At 35.6% G+C, this 20,331-nt stretch carries 18 protein-coding genes; 1 reads left to right on the top strand and 17 read right to left on the bottom strand.

All coding sequences use genetic code 11. The features are described from left to right. Position 1: 1 nt before the first annotated feature. The 17 genes from MHB53_RS24565 to MHB53_RS24485 form a co-directional block, all read right to left on the bottom strand. Positions 2-970 (bottom strand): carbohydrate ABC transporter permease, encoded by a 969-nt coding sequence (locus MHB53_RS24565; RefSeq protein WP_340923653.1) that lies wholly within the window; start codon positions 968-970, stop codon positions 2-4. A 65-nt stretch (positions 971-1,035) separates the two neighbouring features. Beyond that, on the bottom strand, positions 1,036-2,361 hold the full coding sequence (locus tag MHB53_RS24560) for an ABC transporter substrate-binding protein (protein ID WP_340923651.1): 1,326 nt from the start codon (positions 2,359-2,361) through the stop codon (positions 1,036-1,038). A gap of 98 nt (positions 2,362-2,459) precedes the next feature. After that, positions 2,460-3,356 carry an AraC family transcriptional regulator gene (locus MHB53_RS24555; RefSeq protein WP_340923649.1) on the bottom strand — a complete coding sequence of 299 codons (897 nt, stop codon included), beginning with the start codon at positions 3,354-3,356 and terminating at the stop codon, positions 2,460-2,462. Between the two features lie 245 nt (positions 3,357-3,601). Then, entirely contained in the window at positions 3,602-4,975 is a 1,374-nt protein-coding gene (locus tag MHB53_RS24550; protein WP_340923647.1) for an extracellular solute-binding protein, read from the bottom strand. A gap of 106 nt (positions 4,976-5,081) precedes the next feature. After that, positions 5,082-5,936 carry a carbohydrate ABC transporter permease gene (locus MHB53_RS24545; protein ID WP_340923644.1) on the bottom strand — a complete coding sequence of 285 codons (855 nt, stop codon included), beginning with the start codon at positions 5,934-5,936 and terminating at the stop codon, positions 5,082-5,084. 19 nt (positions 5,937-5,955) lie between these two features. Then, a complete protein-coding gene (locus MHB53_RS24540) occupies positions 5,956-6,888 on the bottom strand; it encodes a carbohydrate ABC transporter permease (RefSeq protein ID WP_340923641.1) in 933 nt (310 codons plus the stop codon). Between the two features lie 142 nt (positions 6,889-7,030). Beyond that, positions 7,031-7,810: a sugar phosphate isomerase/epimerase family protein gene (locus tag MHB53_RS24535; protein ID WP_340923638.1), complete on the bottom strand. Its 780-nt coding sequence runs from the start codon at positions 7,808-7,810 to the stop codon at positions 7,031-7,033. Between the two features lie 141 nt (positions 7,811-7,951). Continuing rightward, positions 7,952-8,800, bottom strand: a complete 849-nt coding sequence (locus tag MHB53_RS24530; RefSeq protein WP_340923635.1) for a sugar phosphate isomerase/epimerase family protein — start codon at positions 8,798-8,800, stop codon at positions 7,952-7,954. A gap of 145 nt (positions 8,801-8,945) precedes the next feature. Further along, a complete protein-coding gene (locus MHB53_RS24525) occupies positions 8,946-9,773 on the bottom strand; it encodes an aldo/keto reductase (protein WP_340923632.1) in 828 nt (275 codons plus the stop codon). Positions 9,774-9,894: 121 nt separating this feature from the next. After that, positions 9,895-10,665 (bottom strand): SDR family NAD(P)-dependent oxidoreductase, encoded by a 771-nt coding sequence (locus MHB53_RS24520; RefSeq protein ID WP_340923629.1) that lies wholly within the window; start codon positions 10,663-10,665, stop codon positions 9,895-9,897. Between the two features lie 126 nt (positions 10,666-10,791). Further along, positions 10,792-11,778: a Gfo/Idh/MocA family protein gene (locus tag MHB53_RS24515; protein ID WP_340923626.1), complete on the bottom strand. Its 987-nt coding sequence runs from the start codon at positions 11,776-11,778 to the stop codon at positions 10,792-10,794. 190 nt (positions 11,779-11,968) lie between these two features. Then, on the bottom strand, positions 11,969-12,757 hold the full coding sequence (locus tag MHB53_RS24510; protein ID WP_340923623.1) for a phytanoyl-CoA dioxygenase family protein: 789 nt from the start codon (positions 12,755-12,757) through the stop codon (positions 11,969-11,971). Between the two features lie 276 nt (positions 12,758-13,033). Continuing rightward, positions 13,034-13,849, bottom strand: a complete 816-nt coding sequence (locus MHB53_RS24505) for an AraC family transcriptional regulator (RefSeq protein ID WP_340923619.1) — start codon at positions 13,847-13,849, stop codon at positions 13,034-13,036. Positions 13,850-14,098: 249 nt separating this feature from the next. Beyond that, positions 14,099-14,956 carry a sugar phosphate isomerase/epimerase family protein gene (locus MHB53_RS24500; RefSeq protein WP_340923614.1) on the bottom strand — a complete coding sequence of 286 codons (858 nt, stop codon included), beginning with the start codon at positions 14,954-14,956 and terminating at the stop codon, positions 14,099-14,101. 112 nt (positions 14,957-15,068) lie between these two features. Beyond that, positions 15,069-15,827 carry a phytanoyl-CoA dioxygenase family protein gene (locus MHB53_RS24495; RefSeq protein ID WP_340923611.1) on the bottom strand — a complete coding sequence of 253 codons (759 nt, stop codon included), beginning with the start codon at positions 15,825-15,827 and terminating at the stop codon, positions 15,069-15,071. Between the two features lie 160 nt (positions 15,828-15,987). After that, positions 15,988-17,298: an ABC transporter substrate-binding protein gene (locus tag MHB53_RS24490; RefSeq protein WP_340923608.1), complete on the bottom strand. Its 1,311-nt coding sequence runs from the start codon at positions 17,296-17,298 to the stop codon at positions 15,988-15,990. A 1,205-nt stretch (positions 17,299-18,503) separates the two neighbouring features. Beyond that, positions 18,504-19,382: an AraC family transcriptional regulator gene (locus MHB53_RS24485; protein WP_340923605.1), complete on the bottom strand. Its 879-nt coding sequence runs from the start codon at positions 19,380-19,382 to the stop codon at positions 18,504-18,506. A 132-nt stretch (positions 19,383-19,514) separates the two neighbouring features. Between MHB53_RS24485 and MHB53_RS24480 the strand changes: the two genes are divergently transcribed. Continuing rightward, positions 19,515-20,294 (top strand): phytanoyl-CoA dioxygenase family protein, encoded by a 780-nt coding sequence (locus MHB53_RS24480; protein WP_340923603.1) that lies wholly within the window; start codon positions 19,515-19,517, stop codon positions 20,292-20,294. The last annotated feature ends 37 nt before the right edge of the window (positions 20,295-20,331 follow it).

Here is a 20,331-nt window from a genome sequence, read left to right as displayed (position 1 = left end):
TTTAGTTCCCCCCTTCAGACTCATAGTAAACCCAACTTTTTGCGGTCTTAAAAATAAACATTGTAAATATGGCACAAATAATTAATAATATCCAAGCTAAAGCTGAAGCATACCCCATATTGAAGTGACCAAATGCTTTATTGTACAAGTAAACAGCATAGAATAAAGTATTATTTAAAGGTCCACCTTGGGTAATTAAAAAGCTTTGTGTAAATGCCATAAAGCCTTGAATTGTTTGCATAACTAAGTTGAAAAAAATAACGGGCGAGAGCATCGGTATGGTGATTTTAATAAATTTTACTAATGCATTAGCACCATCTACTGAAGCTGATTCATATAATTCTGCTGGAATTGCTTTTAATCCCGCTAAGAAAATCAACATTGGAGATCCAAACTGCCATACAACTAATAAAATCAATGTGGATAAAGCGTAATCTGGACTCGCAATCCAATTTGTTCCTTCAGTTCCAAAAATAGAAAGTATGTCATTGATAGCTCCATCTGTACTGAATAACTGCTTCCAGACAACAGCAACTGCTACGCTACCTCCTAAAATGGAGGGCACATAAAAAATCGTTCTATACAAACTGACGCCTTTGCGATTATTATTAAAAAGCATTGCTACTAGTAATGCAAAAGCTAGTTTCATGGGGACAGAAATAAAAACAAAAATAAATGTCACTTGGAGCGCTTTTATAAATAGAGGATCATTTGTAAACATATTTGAATAATTTTCTACTCCAATCCAATTTGGAGTAGATAGTAAGTTATAATCAGTAAATGACAAATATAAGGAAGCAATCATTGGACCTAAAATAAAACATAAAAAACCTATTAGCCATGGTGAAATGAAAGCGAAGCCTACAATATCAGTTTTCCTTTGCCTTTTCGCTTTAGCAATTTTAAGATTAGTTATATTTACTTTTTTCTTGGATAGCCTATTATCAATTACTTCTTCAGTTCTTCCCATGGTACACCTCCAGCTAGTCATACCATCCATATAGATGGATGGTATGTTATTTTATACTCTTCACGTCACTTTTTATTTTTAGATAATATTTCAGTTGCTTTATCCCTAAACGCTTTTGCTAAGTCTTCAGGAGTCGATTTCTTATAATAAATAGGATCTTCTATTTCCGTAGAAAAATAATCTTCTATTTCCGTAGCACCTATTGGATCGGGTGGATTAATTTCTCGAGCATATTCGGCAACTAAATCGAGATAATCAAACATCTTTTCACCACTCTCGGTTAAGTTAGCCCTTAGATCTTCGCGAACTTTCTCTGAAATTGGTACTCCTCTCTCTGCATTCAATAGTCTATTAGCCTCTATATCATTTGTAAAAAAGTCAATAAATTTTGCCGCTTCCTCTACATTTTTTGAATGACTTGAAACTGACAAGAATTGACCTGGTTTGATGTAATGTCCTAGTTCCCCACCCTCGAGCATCGGTTGAAGGATTAATTGAAGCGGTCGACCCGCTGCCTCTTCCATTGCAACTATTTGATTGCTATGTACGTCCATTAGCATAGCTGTTTTCCCAGTAATAATCGGCATTTGCTCTATATTCGAACCTGCACTTTTAAAGACTTCAGGCGGTGCTGCCGCTTCAGATTTAAGCATATCTGCTTGCATCTTCAAGAAATCTACTAACAATTGATCATCTTCATAACCAAGATCAGTTCCATCATCATTGAATAACCATGTATTATGTTCTCTTAAATAATGTTTGAACGCCATAATGCCTGCACTTGGATGTAATCCATACACTCCATCACCTAATTTATTTGATAACTTTTTACCTATTACTTGAAGGTCATCCCATGTGTACCCAGGATCTGGAATAGGAATTTCTGCCTCTTTGAACATTGCAGGATCTATCAGAACAGCGTGTGCGTTTGCACCAATATTAATAGCAAATAATTTGCCGTCTATCTTACCACCGTCTAAATATTGGGGATCCACATCATCAAGGCTCAAAGCACCAGATTCTACATAAGCATTTAAATCTATTAACAATCCCTTGTCGGAATAATCGGATAAAAATTTATAATCCATTTGAATGATATCAGGTAGATTTTGACCAGCAGCTTGAGTAGCTATTTTTTCCCAATAACCATCCCATCCTGTAAATTCCGATGATATTTTCACATTTGGATTTTTTTCTTCATATAACTTTATTACTTTTAATGTGCGATCATGGCGATCCTGAGAGCCCCACCAAGTCATTCTCAATTCAACTTTATCGTCTGAAGAAACACCATCTGTTCCAACCTCTTTTTTTCCGGAAGGTGAACTACATCCTGCAATTAATCCTATTATTAATAATAAGAACAAGAACATATTTACCTTTTTATTCATATTAAAGCCTCCTAGTAATTTTACTTCTCTTTCTGATGCACTTTTCAGCCTCTCGTTGAAGCGCTTTCAAAATACTCGAGATTCAACTATTATTTCTATCATTGACTCATAAACTTTTTTCTGTATACCTGCGGAGATATACTTTCATATTGTTTGAAAACTCTACTAAATTGTACTGCGCTATTGAGTCCAATCTGTGTTGATATAGAACTAACTGTCTGTTCAGTAGTTAATAGCAGTTTTCTTCCTTCCTCTATTCTTCTTTGTGCTAAATACTTATTTATCGTAAAACCAGTCACTTCTTTAAAACAATGACACATGTAATATTTGTTTAAATGGAATGTATCCGCAATTAGATCTAGCGTGAGCTGATTCATATAGTTTTCGTTGATAAATTTCAATATTCTCTGGACATGCTCATTCTTTGGGTTGTACTCCACATTAATATTGACACCATTCGATTTACGATAGATTTTAATTAATAATTGCGATAGGTAGGATAGAATGATAGATTGATATCCTACCTTTTCTTTTCTATGCTCATCAATAATTTCTGACATTATGTTTTCAATTTCCATGCGTTCTTCTATACCCCATCGAATTAATGTCCCATTATTAGTCTCGAAAAGCAATTTAACTTTTTTATATAAATCTTTTTCAAGATGACTTTTTACAAAGTACGAGAAAAAATTTATGTAACTTCGAATATAAACTCCATTATCTGGATTCACTTTATGAATATGCTCTCCATTAAAAATCAGCATATCTCCTGGCTCTAAATGGTAGATTACGTTATTAACTAGATAGGTAGCATTTCCTTCATGAAAAAAGTAAATCTCGTATCCTGAATGGGAATGTAAAGGCCAACGTTGCTTATTTCTGTCTGCTCGGTACTCCATTTTTATATTGCCACTAGCAAGTAACTGATTTGTTTCTAAATCAATATGACATCCTGTATGGCTCATTTTTTGAATAAAACACCCCTTCTGTTCCATTTTTTAACCTCAAGAAAACTGTAATCTATGCTATTTTTAATCATACTATCATGAATATGAATCTATACTTTTACAATTCTTGTTGTATATTTAACAGTTCTTGCTCTTTTCAGAATTTATAGATAAAATATTTTTGAAATATTATTTGATAGACTAAAAAAGGCGAATATCACATCTTATAATGTGTCCATATAAGGACATATTACAAGATAGATACTCACCTTTTCTTATTTCTTTACCCTTAATTATCTATTTTCTACCCAATCAGTACTTTCTGCTTGAGCTCGATCTAACGCATCTTGAGCACTTCGTTGACCAGTTAAGGCTGCTTCAATTTCTGATTGTAATATGAATCTAGGTTGTGAAGATCCCCATGGATACCTGGGTGTCAATGGGGTGCTCATTGCTTTAAATATTGGATTCATCAAATGATCCACTTCTTTCACACTATCCCATTCAAATGCAGACTTCACTGCAGGCATTAGACCTTGCTCTTCATAAATAAACTTTTGTACGAAATCACTTGTAGCAAATTTCATCCATTCCCACGCCAGCTCTTTATTTTTACTATTCTTCGCTATTGCTATTGGGCTACCAGCAAACAATCCACCTTTACCTTCATCATTTTTAAACTCTTGAGAAATAGCAATACGATCCTCTAATCCTTGAGCATACGTTTGTTTAACAAGATCACCAGGTCCCATATTTAATGAAATGGCGATATTATTATCCTTCGTTAACCATTTTTCATTTCCTTGATTACTCATTATCCCTTCTGGTGCATATTCTTTCATATCAAGTAACCAATTTAGTCCATTCAGCATCTCGGGTGAATTAAAATTAAACTTGACCTCATCCCAAGCGAAGCCTTCTCCCCAATTTCCGTTCTGACCTTCAGCAGTATTTACTAGAGTAAAGGCGCTAGACCAATCCCCTCGGTAGAAAACACCATAGTTTTTTTCTCCTGTTTTTGGGTTAGTACCGGTCATCTTTTGGGCCTTTTCCTTCACTTCTTCCATCGTAGGATTATCTGATAAATATTCTACACCCCATTGATCGAATAGAAGTTTATCATAGGCAATGAACCGTGCGTCACCGAGAAATGGCAGTGCAAAAATTTGCAGATCCGATTCATCGGGCCCCAATGCTTTCCAGCCATCTACTTGATTATCTATAAAGATATCGAGGTCAAACTCGCTATCACTGTCTATGAAAGGTTGTAATGGTTCCATAATGCCTTGCGCGGCAAAATCAGCTATACCAGGCATTTGATACACGTCAGCTTCACCTGAAGTTAGCATGGCTTGAGTTTTCTCCACATATCCTTCCCAAGGCATAATAATAAATTGAACTTTTGCTCCTGGATAATTTTTTTCAAATTCCTTTTTTAACACATCTACTCCTTGTACCTTCTCACCAGTAACTGGATCCGTTCCTGTCTCCATACTAAAGTTACCAATCAATTGTACCTTGAGCGTCTGCCCTTTCCAGTCGCCATCGGAAGTTCCAGAACTATTACCACCTGACTCTGATTTATTGCAACCAACTAGTCCGATCATTAAAATCAACATAGTAACTAGTGTGAAAAAGGCGTTTTTTTTCATAATGAATCTGATCATCTTTAATTAGCCCCCTTTTTAATCGCTTTAACTTGAAACACCATTCTAATTTATTATAGGCTTAGACCATCTCCTCCTTTCAATCTCTTCATCAAATCTTATTAAACTACTCTCCTTTAACTCCACTTAAGGCGATACTTTGAATAATGTATCTTTGTAAAAACAAATACATAATTACAATGGGCACAATACTAACTGTTGCTAGAGCCATTGTTAAACCGCCTAAATTAGTACCATTTTCAAGCGAGAAACTTGCTAAATAAAGAGGTATTGTATGCAATGCCTGATTATTTAAAACCACTAATGGCCACAAAAAGTCGTTCCAACTCCAAATGAAAGACAGAATTACCATTGTCGCTGCAATTGGCCCTGCTAATGGGAAATAAACCATAAAAAATATTTTAAATTCACCTGCGCCATCAATTTGTGCTGCTTCACGTAATGTATCAGGCAGTTGATCAAAAAACTGTTTACATAGAAATAACAAAAATCCGTTTACTAAGGAAGGAAGAATTAATGGCCAAAACGTATTTAGTAAACCCACACTATTGAATAACTTATACAGTGGAATTAGACGCGGTTCTATAGGTATCATTAATGTTGCCAACACGATTAGAAAAAGCAGTTTCTTCCCTTTAAACTTGCCTTTAGAAAACGCATATCCTCCCAATAGCGCAGAAGATACAGTTAAAATAACCGAGCTTACGGTTACAATACCAGAATTTAAATAAGCTTTAAAAACCCTTCCATTTTCAAAAATAATTCCGTAATTAAATGAAGACACATTTTCCGGTATTAGTCTAGGTGGAAATGGCATAGTAACGTTTGCTGTTCTATCAAAACCGACACTTAACATCCAGGCAAATGGTGCCATAAGTAAACAACCAAAGATTACTAGTATGATAAATATAACGGCGTTTGATAAACGCTGTGATTGTTTCATCGTCATTGAACTTGGCATCATACCCTTCCTCTCTCGGTTATATTTTCATTTTTGATACTTTAAGATTAATAAACGTAAAGACTAATATGATCATAAACATTACGTATGTTGCTGCTGATGCAATGCCAAATTCAAAACCAGTAAATCCTCGTTCATATATAAATGCTCCCATCGTCTGTATGGACCGAGCTGGACTTCCATTGGGACCTCCTAATACGTAAACTTCATTAAATCTTTGTAAAGCACCGATCCATCCCGTAATAAGTAAAAAAGCAAATGTTCCAGCCATGTTAGGTATCGTAATAAACAACCATTGTTGAATACCACTCGCACCATCGATTCTTGCAGCTTCATACATTTCAGAAGATATCGACTGCAAATTAGCCAAACAGATAATAATGACAAAACCAATCCAGTGCCATATCGATAATAAAATTACAGCCCACTTTGCAGTAGAAGGGTCTGATAACCATGTAGACGTTGGTAGACCTAACTTAGCAAGCATGAAGTTCATAATACCCATTTCAGGATGCAGAACAAAAGCGAATATCATAGATGCAGCGACAATAGATGTAACATTTGGTAAAAAGTAAATCACCTTTAAAAAGTTTTGTCCCCTTGACACAGTGTTAATAAGAGAGGCAAATATAAAGCCTAAAGGGACTGTTATTGAGATTTGAAATATACCGATATAAAAAGTATTCCAGACGGAGTTCCAAAAGTTCTCCGAAGTTAATACCCGTTTAAAATTACTAAGACCAGTGAAGGTTTCGATAGTTCCATTTGAATTATAAAAACTTAGCCTTAAGGATTCAAAAATGGGATAAACCATAAATAACAGTATTCCTAATAAAGTTGGGGCAAGAAAGATATACCAAATATACTGCGACTTATTTGACTTTTTACTTACCTGCCAATTCTCTTTTAGACCTCTACTAGAATTAGGTTGTGTTTGCATACGATTGTCCATTGTATTCTCCTTTCTATTTTGGTTTAATTGTGAAAGCGCTTTATTTATTTGCAAAACAAATTAACTTATTACCCTTTTATTCATTTCTGACAACCTCATTCAGAACAGCCTGATTATAGATCAAAACATTTTTTTATATTCTTCAAGTATCATTTGATATTTTGAAACAGTTCTGAAGGTACTTTCTTGCATCCATTATTTCATTGTTCATATCGTTCCAATCACACTCAATTGAAACATGCCCGTTATAGTTTGCTCGATTTAAGCAATCAACAAAATGATCATAAGGATAATTACCTGTTCCAGGTGCCAAACGTCCGGAATCTGCTACGTGAATATGTCTCATGTACTTTTTTGATAAGACAATGTTTTCTAATGATTCATCTTCCTCATCCATATGATAAAAGTCTGCTAGAATTCGAATAGACTTACGATTGATTATTTCTGCGAAATCATATGCCTCACGCACACTGTTAATTATATTACTTTCTTTTTTATTTAGTGGCTCGATTACTATCGTAAGCCCTAACGGCTCTGCAAAGTCTGCAGTTAGATTCAGGAATTGTAAAATTTGTTCTTCCGATCTATCATAAGAAAAGCCATTAGGAACTGTTCGAGCTCCACCGCTTCCAAACACAATCGTGTCAGCACCAATTTGATTTACTCTAGATAATGCTGTTTCCACATATGTTTTAATTCGATTTAGATCAACAGTTTCGCCAACAATTTTCATATCTCCCGGTAGAAATACATTAAATGCTTCGATAGGAATGGGGCTCTCTTGGTACTTATTTAACACCTCTGCAAATTCACTATCATTTTTCTCTGGCATTAAGGAAACAACTGTACATTCGATAAAATCAAACCCCGCATTATATATTTGATAAGCTTGATCCAAATTGGCGCAACATCCAAATTTCATTTAATGCACATCCTTTTCTATTATTAATGATCTTTAATTTAATTATAATATATACCTCTTCATAATTATTCAAACTATTCTGAACTATAAACCTACGTTTTTTCAAAAGACGTATGTTACCATACGTCTTTAAGCTGTTTTTCAAATGATTTCTGCAGTAGTGAATATCATATCAAAGGCTTTCCCAGATTTTTCAGCTAATACGTCATTTGATTCGTTCAATGGTTCCTTTGTTAGAATTTCTTGGACAATTGGTCCTTTATAACCGATTTCATTTAATGCTTTTAAAAAGCTTGCTAAATCAATAACACCCTCACCAGGATATACACGATCATTATCTAGTACTTCTTCAATAGGTACATCTTTTGCATCATTAAGATGAACATGTGTTATTTGTGAAGGTTTTAGAGCGATTAAATCTTCGTATGTTTCACCAGCCGTATACCAATGATAGCTATCTAGTAATAAACCTACATTCGGCTCACCAATAGCATCAATCCAATCCAGTGTCGATTGTAAATCCCAAATGAATGGATTTTTCCATGCCGTTCTTAAATGATGAGGACCGACATATTCAAGTCCAAGATTAATTCCATACTCTTTTAATATTTGCGCACATAATTTAAGACGTTTCGTTGCCAATACCATAAAATGTGCTGCATTATTATCAGTCGAAGGGAGAACGTATGTACAACAGCTTGTGCATCCAAACTCAGCGGCTATTTTTGCATCTTCCAATAGTGTTGCTAGTCCTTCTCGAAACTTAGCATCTGATTGTCGCCACTCTACACCTAGACCAATCGAGCCAATTTCCATTTGATGTTTTTCTAAAAACATTCTAGCTTCTTCTAACCCTTTTTCACCAATAAAATCTCTTAATTCTTGCCCCGAAGTATCAATAACACCAAACCCATTTTTCGATGCAAGTAGAACCAGTTCTTCTACGTTTCTTACTTTTCCTAGACCAGCATTACTTAATCCTTTAATCATTTTACAGATAGCCTCCTATAACAATAAAATCCATTTCTATTACTTCCTTTTCGACATAACTATTTAAAATCCTTCTTCCCATCTTTGCATTATTTCACTGTAAATAATATTGGTGATCAATGTGGCTTGAGAGACCTCTACCGCTTTAATAATCCCTGTTATCAGGATCGGCACCAACACGCTGGTTCTGATTTAATCCATTAATTCGTTCCATGTCTTCATTGGACAATTGAAAATCAAAAATGTCAGCATTTTCGATGATACGATGTTCCTTAACTGATTTTGGAATAGTTACAACCCCACATTGAATATTCCAGCGAAGTATAACTTGTGCAGGTGTTTTTTCATAGATCTTACCAATGTCAACTAATAATTCGTTATCTAAAATTTTTCCTTGCATAAGCGGAGACCATGATTCTATTTGTATCCCATTTTCTTTACAGTAAGATCGTAATTCTATTTGTGATAATAACGGATGAAATTCTACCTGATTAACCATTGGTTTAATTTCCGATTCCTTCAATGAATTAAGATGATGAGCATGAAAATTACTAACACCAATAGCTCTAACCTTTCCATCTTTGTAAAGCCTTTCTAGCGCTCTCCACGTATCGATATATGTTCCTGGAACCGGCCAATGAACTAAATAAAGATCAAGATAATCTAAACCAAGTCTATTTAAGCTCTCGTCAAATGCTCGTAAAGTAGACTCATAGCCTTGATCATAATTAGCAATCTTTGATGTAACAAAAATATCTTTGCGAGAAACACCCGACTCTCTAATCCCTTCTCCAACCCCTTCTTCATTTTTGTACGCCGCCGCGGTATCAATACTACGATATCCATTATTTAATGCTACTTTTACCGCATTGGCTACTTCGATGCCATTTTCTACTTTCCAGACTCCAAGACCAAACCATGGCATTTCTATACCATTATGTAAGACAGTTGTAGCTTCCAATCTTTTTTGCATATCGTAATCGTCTCCCTCTAAATGTTAATAACGTTCCATATCCATAGCAGTAGTTCTATTTACGAAGTTATTTGATTTTAAAAACATTATCTTAGATTAAAACTTCCTTTTTACTAAGCTACTATAATCCTAATCCCCCGTTAATCTGGAGCTCTGTACCTGTGACTTGATTGGATTCATCTGACAACAAATAAACAACTCCGTAAGCCATATCCTCAGCTGTCTGCATTTTTCCAGAGGGGATCACACTTTCCGCCCATTCATGAAGCTCTTTCTCATCCATTCCTATGCTTTCATGAAGCTCTACTTCTCCCTCAGACGCTACCCATCCTACAGTAATCCAGTTCGACCTAATCTTATCTTTCGCATAATGGGCCGCAATACTTTTATTTAAGGTGAGCATTGCTCCTTTTGAACAAGAATAAGCTACTAAATTTTTTGCTCCTTTATACCCATTAGTGGATCCAATTTGAACAATCGATCCTCCACCAGTTTTCAGCATTTCTTTCATAGCATATTTGGAACAAAAAAAAGCACCTTTTATATTCACATCGAATATAGAATCAAACAAGCCTTCTGATGTTTCCATTATAGTTCCCCTTGGAAAAATCCCTGCATTATTAACGAGTCCGTCTATCCTGCCAAAATGTGCATTGGATGCCTCCATTAATTCTCGACATGCTAATTCGCTTGAAATGTCCTTTTGTATAAATATTACTTCTGTTCCATAAGTACGCCTTATCTCCTCGACAACGCTTTGACCAGCTTCTTTATTTCTGCCACTTACAACTATCTTTGCACCTTCTTTTGCACAAATAAGCGCAATTCCTTTTCCGATTCCTTTTGTTGCACCAGTAATGACGATAACTTTCCCTTGTAGACGTTTGCTCATTTTCATCCCTCCTTCTCTCAATTATCGAGACTGGGGTTAAAACTGACTTTTACTATAAGAACCGGGGTGATTAACCCCGTTCTTATATTTTTAAATTTCTTTTTAATAATCATCCATATTATTCTGCTATAGTAAACTTGATTCTTTACTTTCTAATGGGCTATATCCCGCTGCCCGATAAATCATTTCTGTTAGCTTGACTACTTCTTTCGCAAAATTCCCTGGCACTAAAACCTCATGTTTTCCTAAGATTGCATCAATAAAACTTTTGTCTTGATTCGTTGTTTGCTTTGGAAGTTGAGGTATAATAGGTTCTTCTCTTAGTCTACGAATCGTTATTTTTCCATTATCGTAAAAAATTCCGCCATTATCGCCACAGAATACATACGTTTCATGCCAACATGGTGCATAACCCACAATATTCAAGCCTGCAATCACATCATTTTCAAAGCGAATCGATGTGAAGGAATCCAGTTCAACTGGAGTATCGTGCTGTTGCATTTGTGTTGTTACTTCCAATGGAGATAATCCTGTTGTCCAAAGAAGAACATCAATAATATGACTGCCTGAGTCCATTAACATCCCCCCGCCGGATAGAGCAGGGTTTTGGCGCCATGAACCAGCTGTTCCTTGTCCCCATTCCTGATAAAGGGATGCAGTTACAGATGTTAGCTTTCCAATCGTACCATTTGCAATCGCATCTCGAATAAACAAGAATTCAGGTTGAAAATGACGTTGATAGGATACTTGTAGCACTTTTCCTAGTCGTTCTGATGTCTCTATTAATTGTTTAGCCTCCTTTTGCGAACAGGCCATTGGCTTTTCAATCAACACATGACATCCGCTATTCAACACATCCATTGCTTGCTGAAAATGAAGCGTATGTGGCGAACAAATAACAACAGCATCAAGCTCAACATCCACCAACATTTCCTTATAATCGGCAAACTGTCTGACCCCATCCAATTTATATTCGGAGACCATTTTATCTCTATTTTGCGAACTTGGATCAGCGATTCCGCAAATAACTGCATCATCTAGTTCTATTAACTGCCTTGCATGCCAATGAGAAATTCCACCTGTTCCAATCATTCCAACTCGAATTTTCTCCATATTTATCCACCCTTTATAATAGATTCTTAGTCATCTATATAGATACGATAGATAACCTTTAAATATAACACTTTTCCTATTTTCTAAAATTCACTATTTCACCCGATAAGCTTTGTCTTCTTAACCATCAAGGCCGGATGTCTGCTACCTCTAATGTATTCGGTGCATATTCTACACATATTTCATACTCTTATTCAGTTGTCACTTTATCTTCTATTTCAAATACTTGCATATTTTCTTTATAATGCATCCAAATATTACTCATCGGGGCTTTCCAGTCATTTTTTACCTCTACATGATTGATTCGAAAAAAGACTGCATATCGAATATCCGGTGAAATATTAGGCCCAATTCCATGTGCTAACTGATAATGACAGAATACAATATCACCAGCCTTGCCTTTTATTTGAATCGGCTCAGGCATTTCAACTGGTGGCATACCATTTAATAAAACTTCTGGACCGTTCTCACTGAAATAACTTTCGAACGTTCGATGTGTTCCCGGCCAAACGGTAAAGTTCCCTGCATCATCTTCTGTCAAGTCGCTTAATAAAACACCCACTAGTGCTGTGAAATTTTGAATAGTTCCTTCAGTTACCCCGTTATTAGGTGAATACATGCCATCAATATGCGGTCTTGCTTCTGGCGCAGGATCATCCAGCCTTGGAAAGCGTAGAGCAATTTGAGCACCATTTATCGGAAAAATCTTTGTAGTATCTATGACAGAGTCAACAAGGTCATGTATGGGTGTTCTATGATATAGGTCCGAAATTACAGGTGTATATTGTAGTTCAGGACAATACGACTGTGAACGGAATGTTGCAAGTTCCTCTTTGTCCATCCCCTCTTCACCGAGGGAATGATTGATTGCTTTCCTTACTTCGTTCAACATTGCCTGCGGAATTACTCCTGGGATATGAACATATCCCTTTTCAAATAGCTCTTTCCTTTGGATATATGATAATCTTATTTTTCTCACCCCTTTATCATGGTTACGCTTTCGTTAAACTTGTTTGTAATTTTCTGTATTAGTCGATTACATCTACCCTCTTACGAGTAGTTTTAACAATTGCTTTTATGTGTTGAATCGATTGCTGAGTGAATTTCATCAAATACACTTGCTTCTTCCTAACTCTAATTTCCAAAAATCCATTGTATTACGCTAAACGTATCTTTGCCAAACTCTCCCACTTGTTTATTCTTAAAATCCCCCTGCAAAAACCTCCGTTTCAACATCTGCAAATTTATTTAAACGCTAGGATGGTTTTCGAGATTCATTCCTTATTTCTGATGGTGTGCTTCCTATATGTTTTTTCACAGCCCTTGAAAAGTGATACGAGCTTTTAAATCCTGTTTGAAAAGCTATTTCGCCAATTTGCAAACCGGTGCTCCGGAGTAGTTGCACACCGCAGTTAACTCGATAAAGCCACAAGTATTGAACCGGTGTCATATTTACATGTTTTTGAAAAAGACGAATGAGATGTTCAGGACTAATATTACTTTCTTTTGATATATCTTTTAAACTCAGATCCTCGGCAAATTTCTCTTGTATCATTTCCTTCGCTTTTAAAACTGCTGGGTGTATATAACTTCGATATTGATTTTGACATTCCATCATGTATAGCAAGATGGCAGACTGTCCTAAGGAACAGATTACTTGGTTGTTATCGTTTTGATGATCCCGACTAATCGCTAACATAAGGCTTGTCAATTCATTCATTCGCTCAGATACCGGAATGTAAGATGGTAGTTTTTCTATATCGGAAAGCAGCTCTTTACTAATCCCTCTTATCGAAATAGATATCCAGCGATGCCAAGTTTCCTCTTTTATTGAAAAATTAAATTTTTCAGTGTGACCTGGCTTTAATAAGGTTACATGACCTACTGGTATTTTATTGTGAACACCATCAACATGAATGTCCATTGAACCGGTATAAAGCATAACCAACTGAAGATCCTGCTGAATTCTTGAACCCAACTTTCCACCAGGTGGATATACTACAGATCCTGCATACGCATGTTCAACAATAAAAAGTGAGTTATCATCCATCGTCTTTATCTCTTGTATCATCTTCCTCTCCTCTATGTACCCTTCCATTTCTGTTCATTCTATTGAAGAATACATCACAATTTAAAATGTCTAATTTTCTATATACTATATTCAATAAAGAGTTTGAAACTCCTTTAAACTTTTTTCAACAAGAACTAGGAGATATAATGAAACTCTGGGTCCATTTCACAACATCGATGATCAATGCTATAAATCTAGCTTTCTTTTAGTAGATGGTTGAAGCGTAACAGATATAGTCCAAATTTAATATCAGGTAGAAACGAAGGTACCCTCGTTCTTCACTCTATCCCAAGCTTCTTCCAGTATTTTTTTAAAAACAATTGACTGCTCCCATCGATTTGAAATTTCTTTATGAGCTGAATTGAAATAGCGCGTAATGGAGTAATCTGGAGGACCAAGTTCACATACAAGTGGTAGTACATCATTTGGTTTTGCCTCTTCCAACCAGTATGACATTCCCTTTTCCCACCACCCAACAAATCGCTCCGTCAATGGATGATCACCGTCAGGACCAATATCAATCTGAATCTGCTGTCCATTTGAAACACGCGCATGAATGGATGACGTTCTTTTTAACAATATATCGAAATATTCATCTGCCTTATTTGAATAGCACCCCTCTCCAGCCAATACATAATGAGATAAATCGATTGTCATTCTTAAATCAGGAATTTCATTCACATACTGTACTGTTCTTATTAAGTCCTGCGTAATCCGACCGCGATGAGTTTCTACATAATAGGGCATATTTACTTTCTTAGCTTCTGCAACCAGATCACCTAATAATTGAATCGCATCCTTACCACTAATAAAGTCGCCCATCACTTGTGAATTTACATAATCCACATCAAATTCCTTTGCTTTTTTTAATAAGATTTGCAGATCTTCTTTTTTAGAAGGGAATGAGTGAATGCCAAAACTAAATTGATATTCATCAAGTAAACGTCTCCATTTTTCCGCTTCTTGGTCCTCAGGCAAAGAACCTAAAATACCAGTGAAGCCTGCCTCTGCTATTTTTTCAAATTTCTCTTCGGTCGTCCACTCTATCTCACCATCTCCTAATCCGATCATGGCCCACCAAGCTTGCTGAATTTCTATTTTCATCATACATTCCCTCCATCATTTAAATAATTTAATAATACCGTTTTATCCTTTTATGATATTTATTTACAACAACAAAAGACGGACTAGAACATCCGCCTTACTTTTTTAGATATTATTATTCCAATACAATTTTCTTCCTCAAGTCATCTCGTTCAACTACTGAATCATGCCGAATGTAGTGACACACATATGAACGACGCCATCTATCTTCTGTTCTGTTTTTTCCCGACGAATGGATGAGTAAATTATGAAAGAAAACAATATCTCCCTTTTCCATGACAACAGGTAGTTGTTTGGATAAATCAGCACCTTCTGCTTCATCTGTCCATGATTCATGTTCACTTTTATCTTTCACACGACCATGTGAAAGCAGTCCTTCTTTATGGCTACCTGGAAGAACCCACAAACAGCCATTCTCTTCGTCAACATCTTCCATAGCAATCCAAGCTGCTGTTAATGTATTTGGTTCGTTATGAATATAATAATAATCTTGATGGGCTGCCTGACCTGGAGAACCGGGGGATTTATAAAAATACATACTTTGGATGCCGACTGCCTCATCTCCAAGCATTTGTGCCAAAACACCACGAACAATAGGAAGTTTCATCATTTGCAATGAAAATCCATCGTGTAGATGTGGATTAAACACACGTAGTGAGAAACGATCTTTATCAGACAAGATTTTTCCTATATGCGGTTTTGCCCATTCTTGTATTTCTTCCGCGGCACGGATCGTATAGATATAGGAATTATATGCATCAATTAAATCGTTACTACAACCGCCTTTTACAACCAAAAAACCATCTTTTTCGTATTGAGCTATTTGTTCTCCTGATAGAGGTGCCATGCGATTTTCTTTTACCGGTGTATTCATAAAATTTATACCTCCTACTGTTTTCTTACTGAAATCTTACCTTAGCTTACATTGATTTGAAATGTCTCCATATAACTTTATTGTGTCTGAAATTGATATCAAGTATTTTTTCATGATTAAAGTTTAAAATGCTTGAAAAGAACTGATTGGTAATTCACTCCTATTTTTTATACTCCGCAATCATTTTAGTAGCTTTTTCTGAAATAGCTTTTATCGTTTTATCCGCATCTTGTTTTCCTAGATACATAAGATCCAATATATCACTTATTTCTTTATCCATTCCTGGAACTATATTTTGCTTATCATCAACAATACCAATTTCTCGTGCATCAAGTAAATAGCTTACATGTTCAGGAATTTTTGCTTCATTAATGATTTCATCTGCTCCATTTACGGACGGTACAGCATTTCCGTTATCCGATAGACGAGCTTTTTGTCCTGCTGGAGATGTATAAAACGATAGAAACTTCATCGCTTCTTCTGGATTCTTAGAATCAATGCTCACAGCCATATATGCAGTGGCTATTGCTGCAGGCTCTATTTTATTACCTGTGTTAGTCGGCCAAGGAATATAATCAAACTCTAATGCCTTGTTCTCACTAAACATCGGGGTTAACCAACGCCCAGCAGCTACAAATCCAACTTGGTTTGACATAAACATTGCATCTGCGCCTTGTCCTTTCGGCAATGAACCGCCATATGTTACGTTTTGATCTTCAACGAGCTTCGATAAATAATCGAATGCCTCTTGTGCTTTTTCATTTTCGTCTAATATCATATTGCCATCATCATCATACATTTGGCCGCCATTAGACCAGATCCACGAGAACAAATGACTGCCACCATTCTCTAGAACAAATCCTTTTTTTCCTGTATCACGTAATTTCCCCGTTACTTTTGCAAATGTATCCCAGTTCCATTCACCTTCATCGAAATACTCTTGAGGTGTTTGGTCTATTCCTGCTTCTTTAAGAACCTTTTTATTATAATACATAAGGTATGGGTTGTTATCCACTGTTACTCCATAGATTTTACCGTCTCTTCTAGCCGCTCCCCATAACCCTTCTGCAAATTCATCCGCTTTTACGTAACTGTCAGTGCTATCTAGAAATCCTGATAGTTCTGCAATTTTTCCAGTTTCGGTTAACTTTGCGATCGATTCAGCACCGACATAAAAAACATCCGTTGCTTGTCCGCCTGATAGCTGGGTTAAAAGTTTTTGTTCATAGTTATCTCCTGGTGCTGGAATCAATTTTACTTCCACGTTAGGATTTTCTTGATGATACAAATCAAGTGCTCGTTGAATAACTTTAATTTCAGCTGGATTTCCCCATGAAGACATTGTAAGTTTTACCTTTTTTCCACTATTCGTCCCATCACTGGGCTTGTTACTTCCAGAGCTACAGCCTAAAACGATAAGCATCAATGTCATGAGAAGCGGAATTAATTTCATAAATCGTTTAATGTTCATTCTGACATCCCCCTATTTAGTTATTCAACAAAAAATCATGATAATGGGCATTGATGGCTCTAAAAAGTAGAAGCGCTTATAACGGATTCTGGGAGTTAATTGATTATAATAGATAGGTTTTATCACCTTGAAACCAACTTGCATTGATATTGATACACTAAAAATCCAGCTGCCATATCAGTACACATGCGTAATATAGTGTCCCCTATTTTCTATACCCCTGGAAAGTCTGGCCCAATGGACTTGTATCCTCCGCAGCTATTCAATGGAATGAAAGAAACTTTTCTACATTGATTAGTCCCTTACTCGATATCGAATAACTCCGGGGCACCTATACCCTAGATCTTATAGCGGATTATTTATCATTAACTGAAATTCCAGTAAATCAATTAAACTTTGAACGTCGGGATAATCCTTTGAGCCTTTTGCTATTTCCGTAAAAGTGTTGTGTGGTTCTACTAGTAACCTATATATCTAGCTGATTTTAGAATCTCTTTATATCTTCATCTCCCCCCTCAGAAAATTTAATGAAACATCGCAATTAATGAAGATTTTACAAAGACTCGCCTTTAATTAAATATTCAAACAGTATATATTAACTAGGTATACTATAATAAATTACTGATAGTAAGACAATGCATGATATTGACATACTTGTATCTATGGTTGATAACTAGAGAAAGGCCCACATAGCATCTTACAATCTTTGACCCTCTCGTCATGGTGCTTTTGATTTAATTCTATATTTAATTTAAAAAGTTAATCGACTTATAGAAAGCTCAATACATGATCACTTTTTGCAACTACACTCACTATTAAACTGGAATATATCTGTGTTTATACAATATTCATTAAAAACCATCTAATAAAAAAGTCATTCATCCATAAAAATAGGCAAATGACCTGATCCTAAGTAGAAGAGCATGCTGTTATAGATTAAGTAAGACGTAATATTCTGATTATTCACATTCAACGGTTTGAACTTTCCTGTACTACACTTTCATAAATTGCTCGAAAAAGGAGAAATCGATTAAAGTTTGTCTTTACGAATGCGCTTTCGTCTTTCAAGATATAATTGCTTATTTCTACTTTCCCCCTATTCAAAGGTATGTTAAACAGATGGGCTTTTTCCCAATCTTGTTATGGCATCCTTTTCCCCTATAAAAAGTTTCCTATCATTTTAACTTTTCTATTGAATAATTTAATTATTCAATAGATTTATTTTTACGAAAATACCCAGGCGGTACCCCAGTTTCAGCTTTAAAAATTCTTGAAAAGTAATGAACAGACGTAAACCCTGTGTCATCAGCTATATCTTTAATTGTTCGCTTCGTGCTTGTTAACAATTCTGAAGCTCTTTTTATTCTTTCTTTTCGAATATAGCCCGTGAAGCTTTCCCCTAATTCAATAGAAAAAATCCTTGATAAATGCCTTGTTGAAATATGTAAATAACAAGCAAGATCATTTAATTGTAGTGGCTGTGAAAGATTATCTCTAATGTATAATTTGGCTCTGTGTAGATTCGGGGATGTTCTCCTTACAATTATCTTTTCTGTTTCTATCTGATCATTTGTAAATACTTGATGTAAGGATATAAGTAGTGAATAGGCAAGTGTATGGACAATTTCTTTTTGAAAATAATTAATAATAGTAGATTGCATTAATAGTGTTTTCCAAATCAAGATTGATGGGAATAAATCATTGACTTCAGTGACAAAGCTCTTCGTGTTAGCAAGTTGCCGAAATTGATTAATAGCTGTTTCACTTGTCTCTGATTCAATTATTTCAAAAGCAACAAATAGTAGGAATAGCCCTGTCTGGCTCTTTATCTGATGCCAAATTCCTGGTCTAGATAAAAATAATGAACCACTTACTAGTGGCGTTTCAATGCCATTATCGCTGTAGGAACCCTCGCCATCAATAACATAACATACTTCGAAAAAGGAGTGTTTATGTAAAGGATTATCGTAATGGGCAGGTGTGACACCCCAGTAATGAATATAAAATGAAACACTGTCTCCTGAAAGTTTTAAAGCATGTTGATTTAAATAAAAATCTGCATGTTGGTAGTCCAATAAAGACATATCTAATTCCCTCCGTGTCTTAAAAGTGCAAAAACTTGGCAGATTATCATAAAGACAATAAATCATTAAATCCCTATAATTTGAAATAGAAATCAGATAATGAAAATTCAAAAAAATAAGGAGTGAATTATTTTGATACTAACAAAGGATGTAGATTTTTACAAAGAAAATGGATATTTGCTTGTAAAAGGTGTGTTTAACTCTCAAGAAGTGGAAGAAATGAGAAACGCTATTGACAATATTCTTCAAAGAGCAACAATGTCAAAAATGGACGCTAATCACACTTGGCAAGGAGATCATATGCCAGAAGAGGAACGAAAGAAACTTGTTTTAAAGGGATTTCATGATGTACATTATCATGACGCTTCTTTCACAAAAGCAGTTGCTCATCCAAATATGATTTCCATTCTTTCACAGCTTATTGGTGATAATGTTCAATTACATCATTCTAAAATGCTAGTCAAACCTCCAGAAAATGGAGCGGCATTCCCAATGCACCAGGATCACCCCTATTTTCCTCATCAATTGCATACGGTGATGGCAGCAAGCGTTCATCTCGATAATGCAAATGAGGAAAATGGCTGTCTCCATGTGATACCTGAGTCTCATAAAAACGGTCCCATTCCACATATTGGCAGTTACTTTTTAAATAATAAAGAATATCCTATTGAATCAGGAATCGCTTGTCCTGCTGAAGCAGGTGATGTACTGTTTTTCAATTATTTAACTGTTCATGGATCTAAACCAAACCGAAGCGAACGAACAAGACGAAATGTCTTATTCCAATATCGTGACCCTGCAGACTTGCCGACTAAAGATGTTCATGTCAACTGGGGACAAGGACTAATGATCTGTGGAGAAAATCCACAATTCAAGGAATATAAACCGGATTATCATTTAGTGACAAATTGAATGGATATATCGAGAAAAAGATGCAGTCCTCCTAGGG

It is taken from the genome of Bacillus sp. FSL K6-3431, from assembly GCF_038002605.1.
Classification (GTDB): domain Bacteria; phylum Bacillota; class Bacilli; order Bacillales; family Bacillaceae_C; genus Lederbergia.
This window is presented reverse-complemented; position numbering and strand designations above follow the sequence as displayed.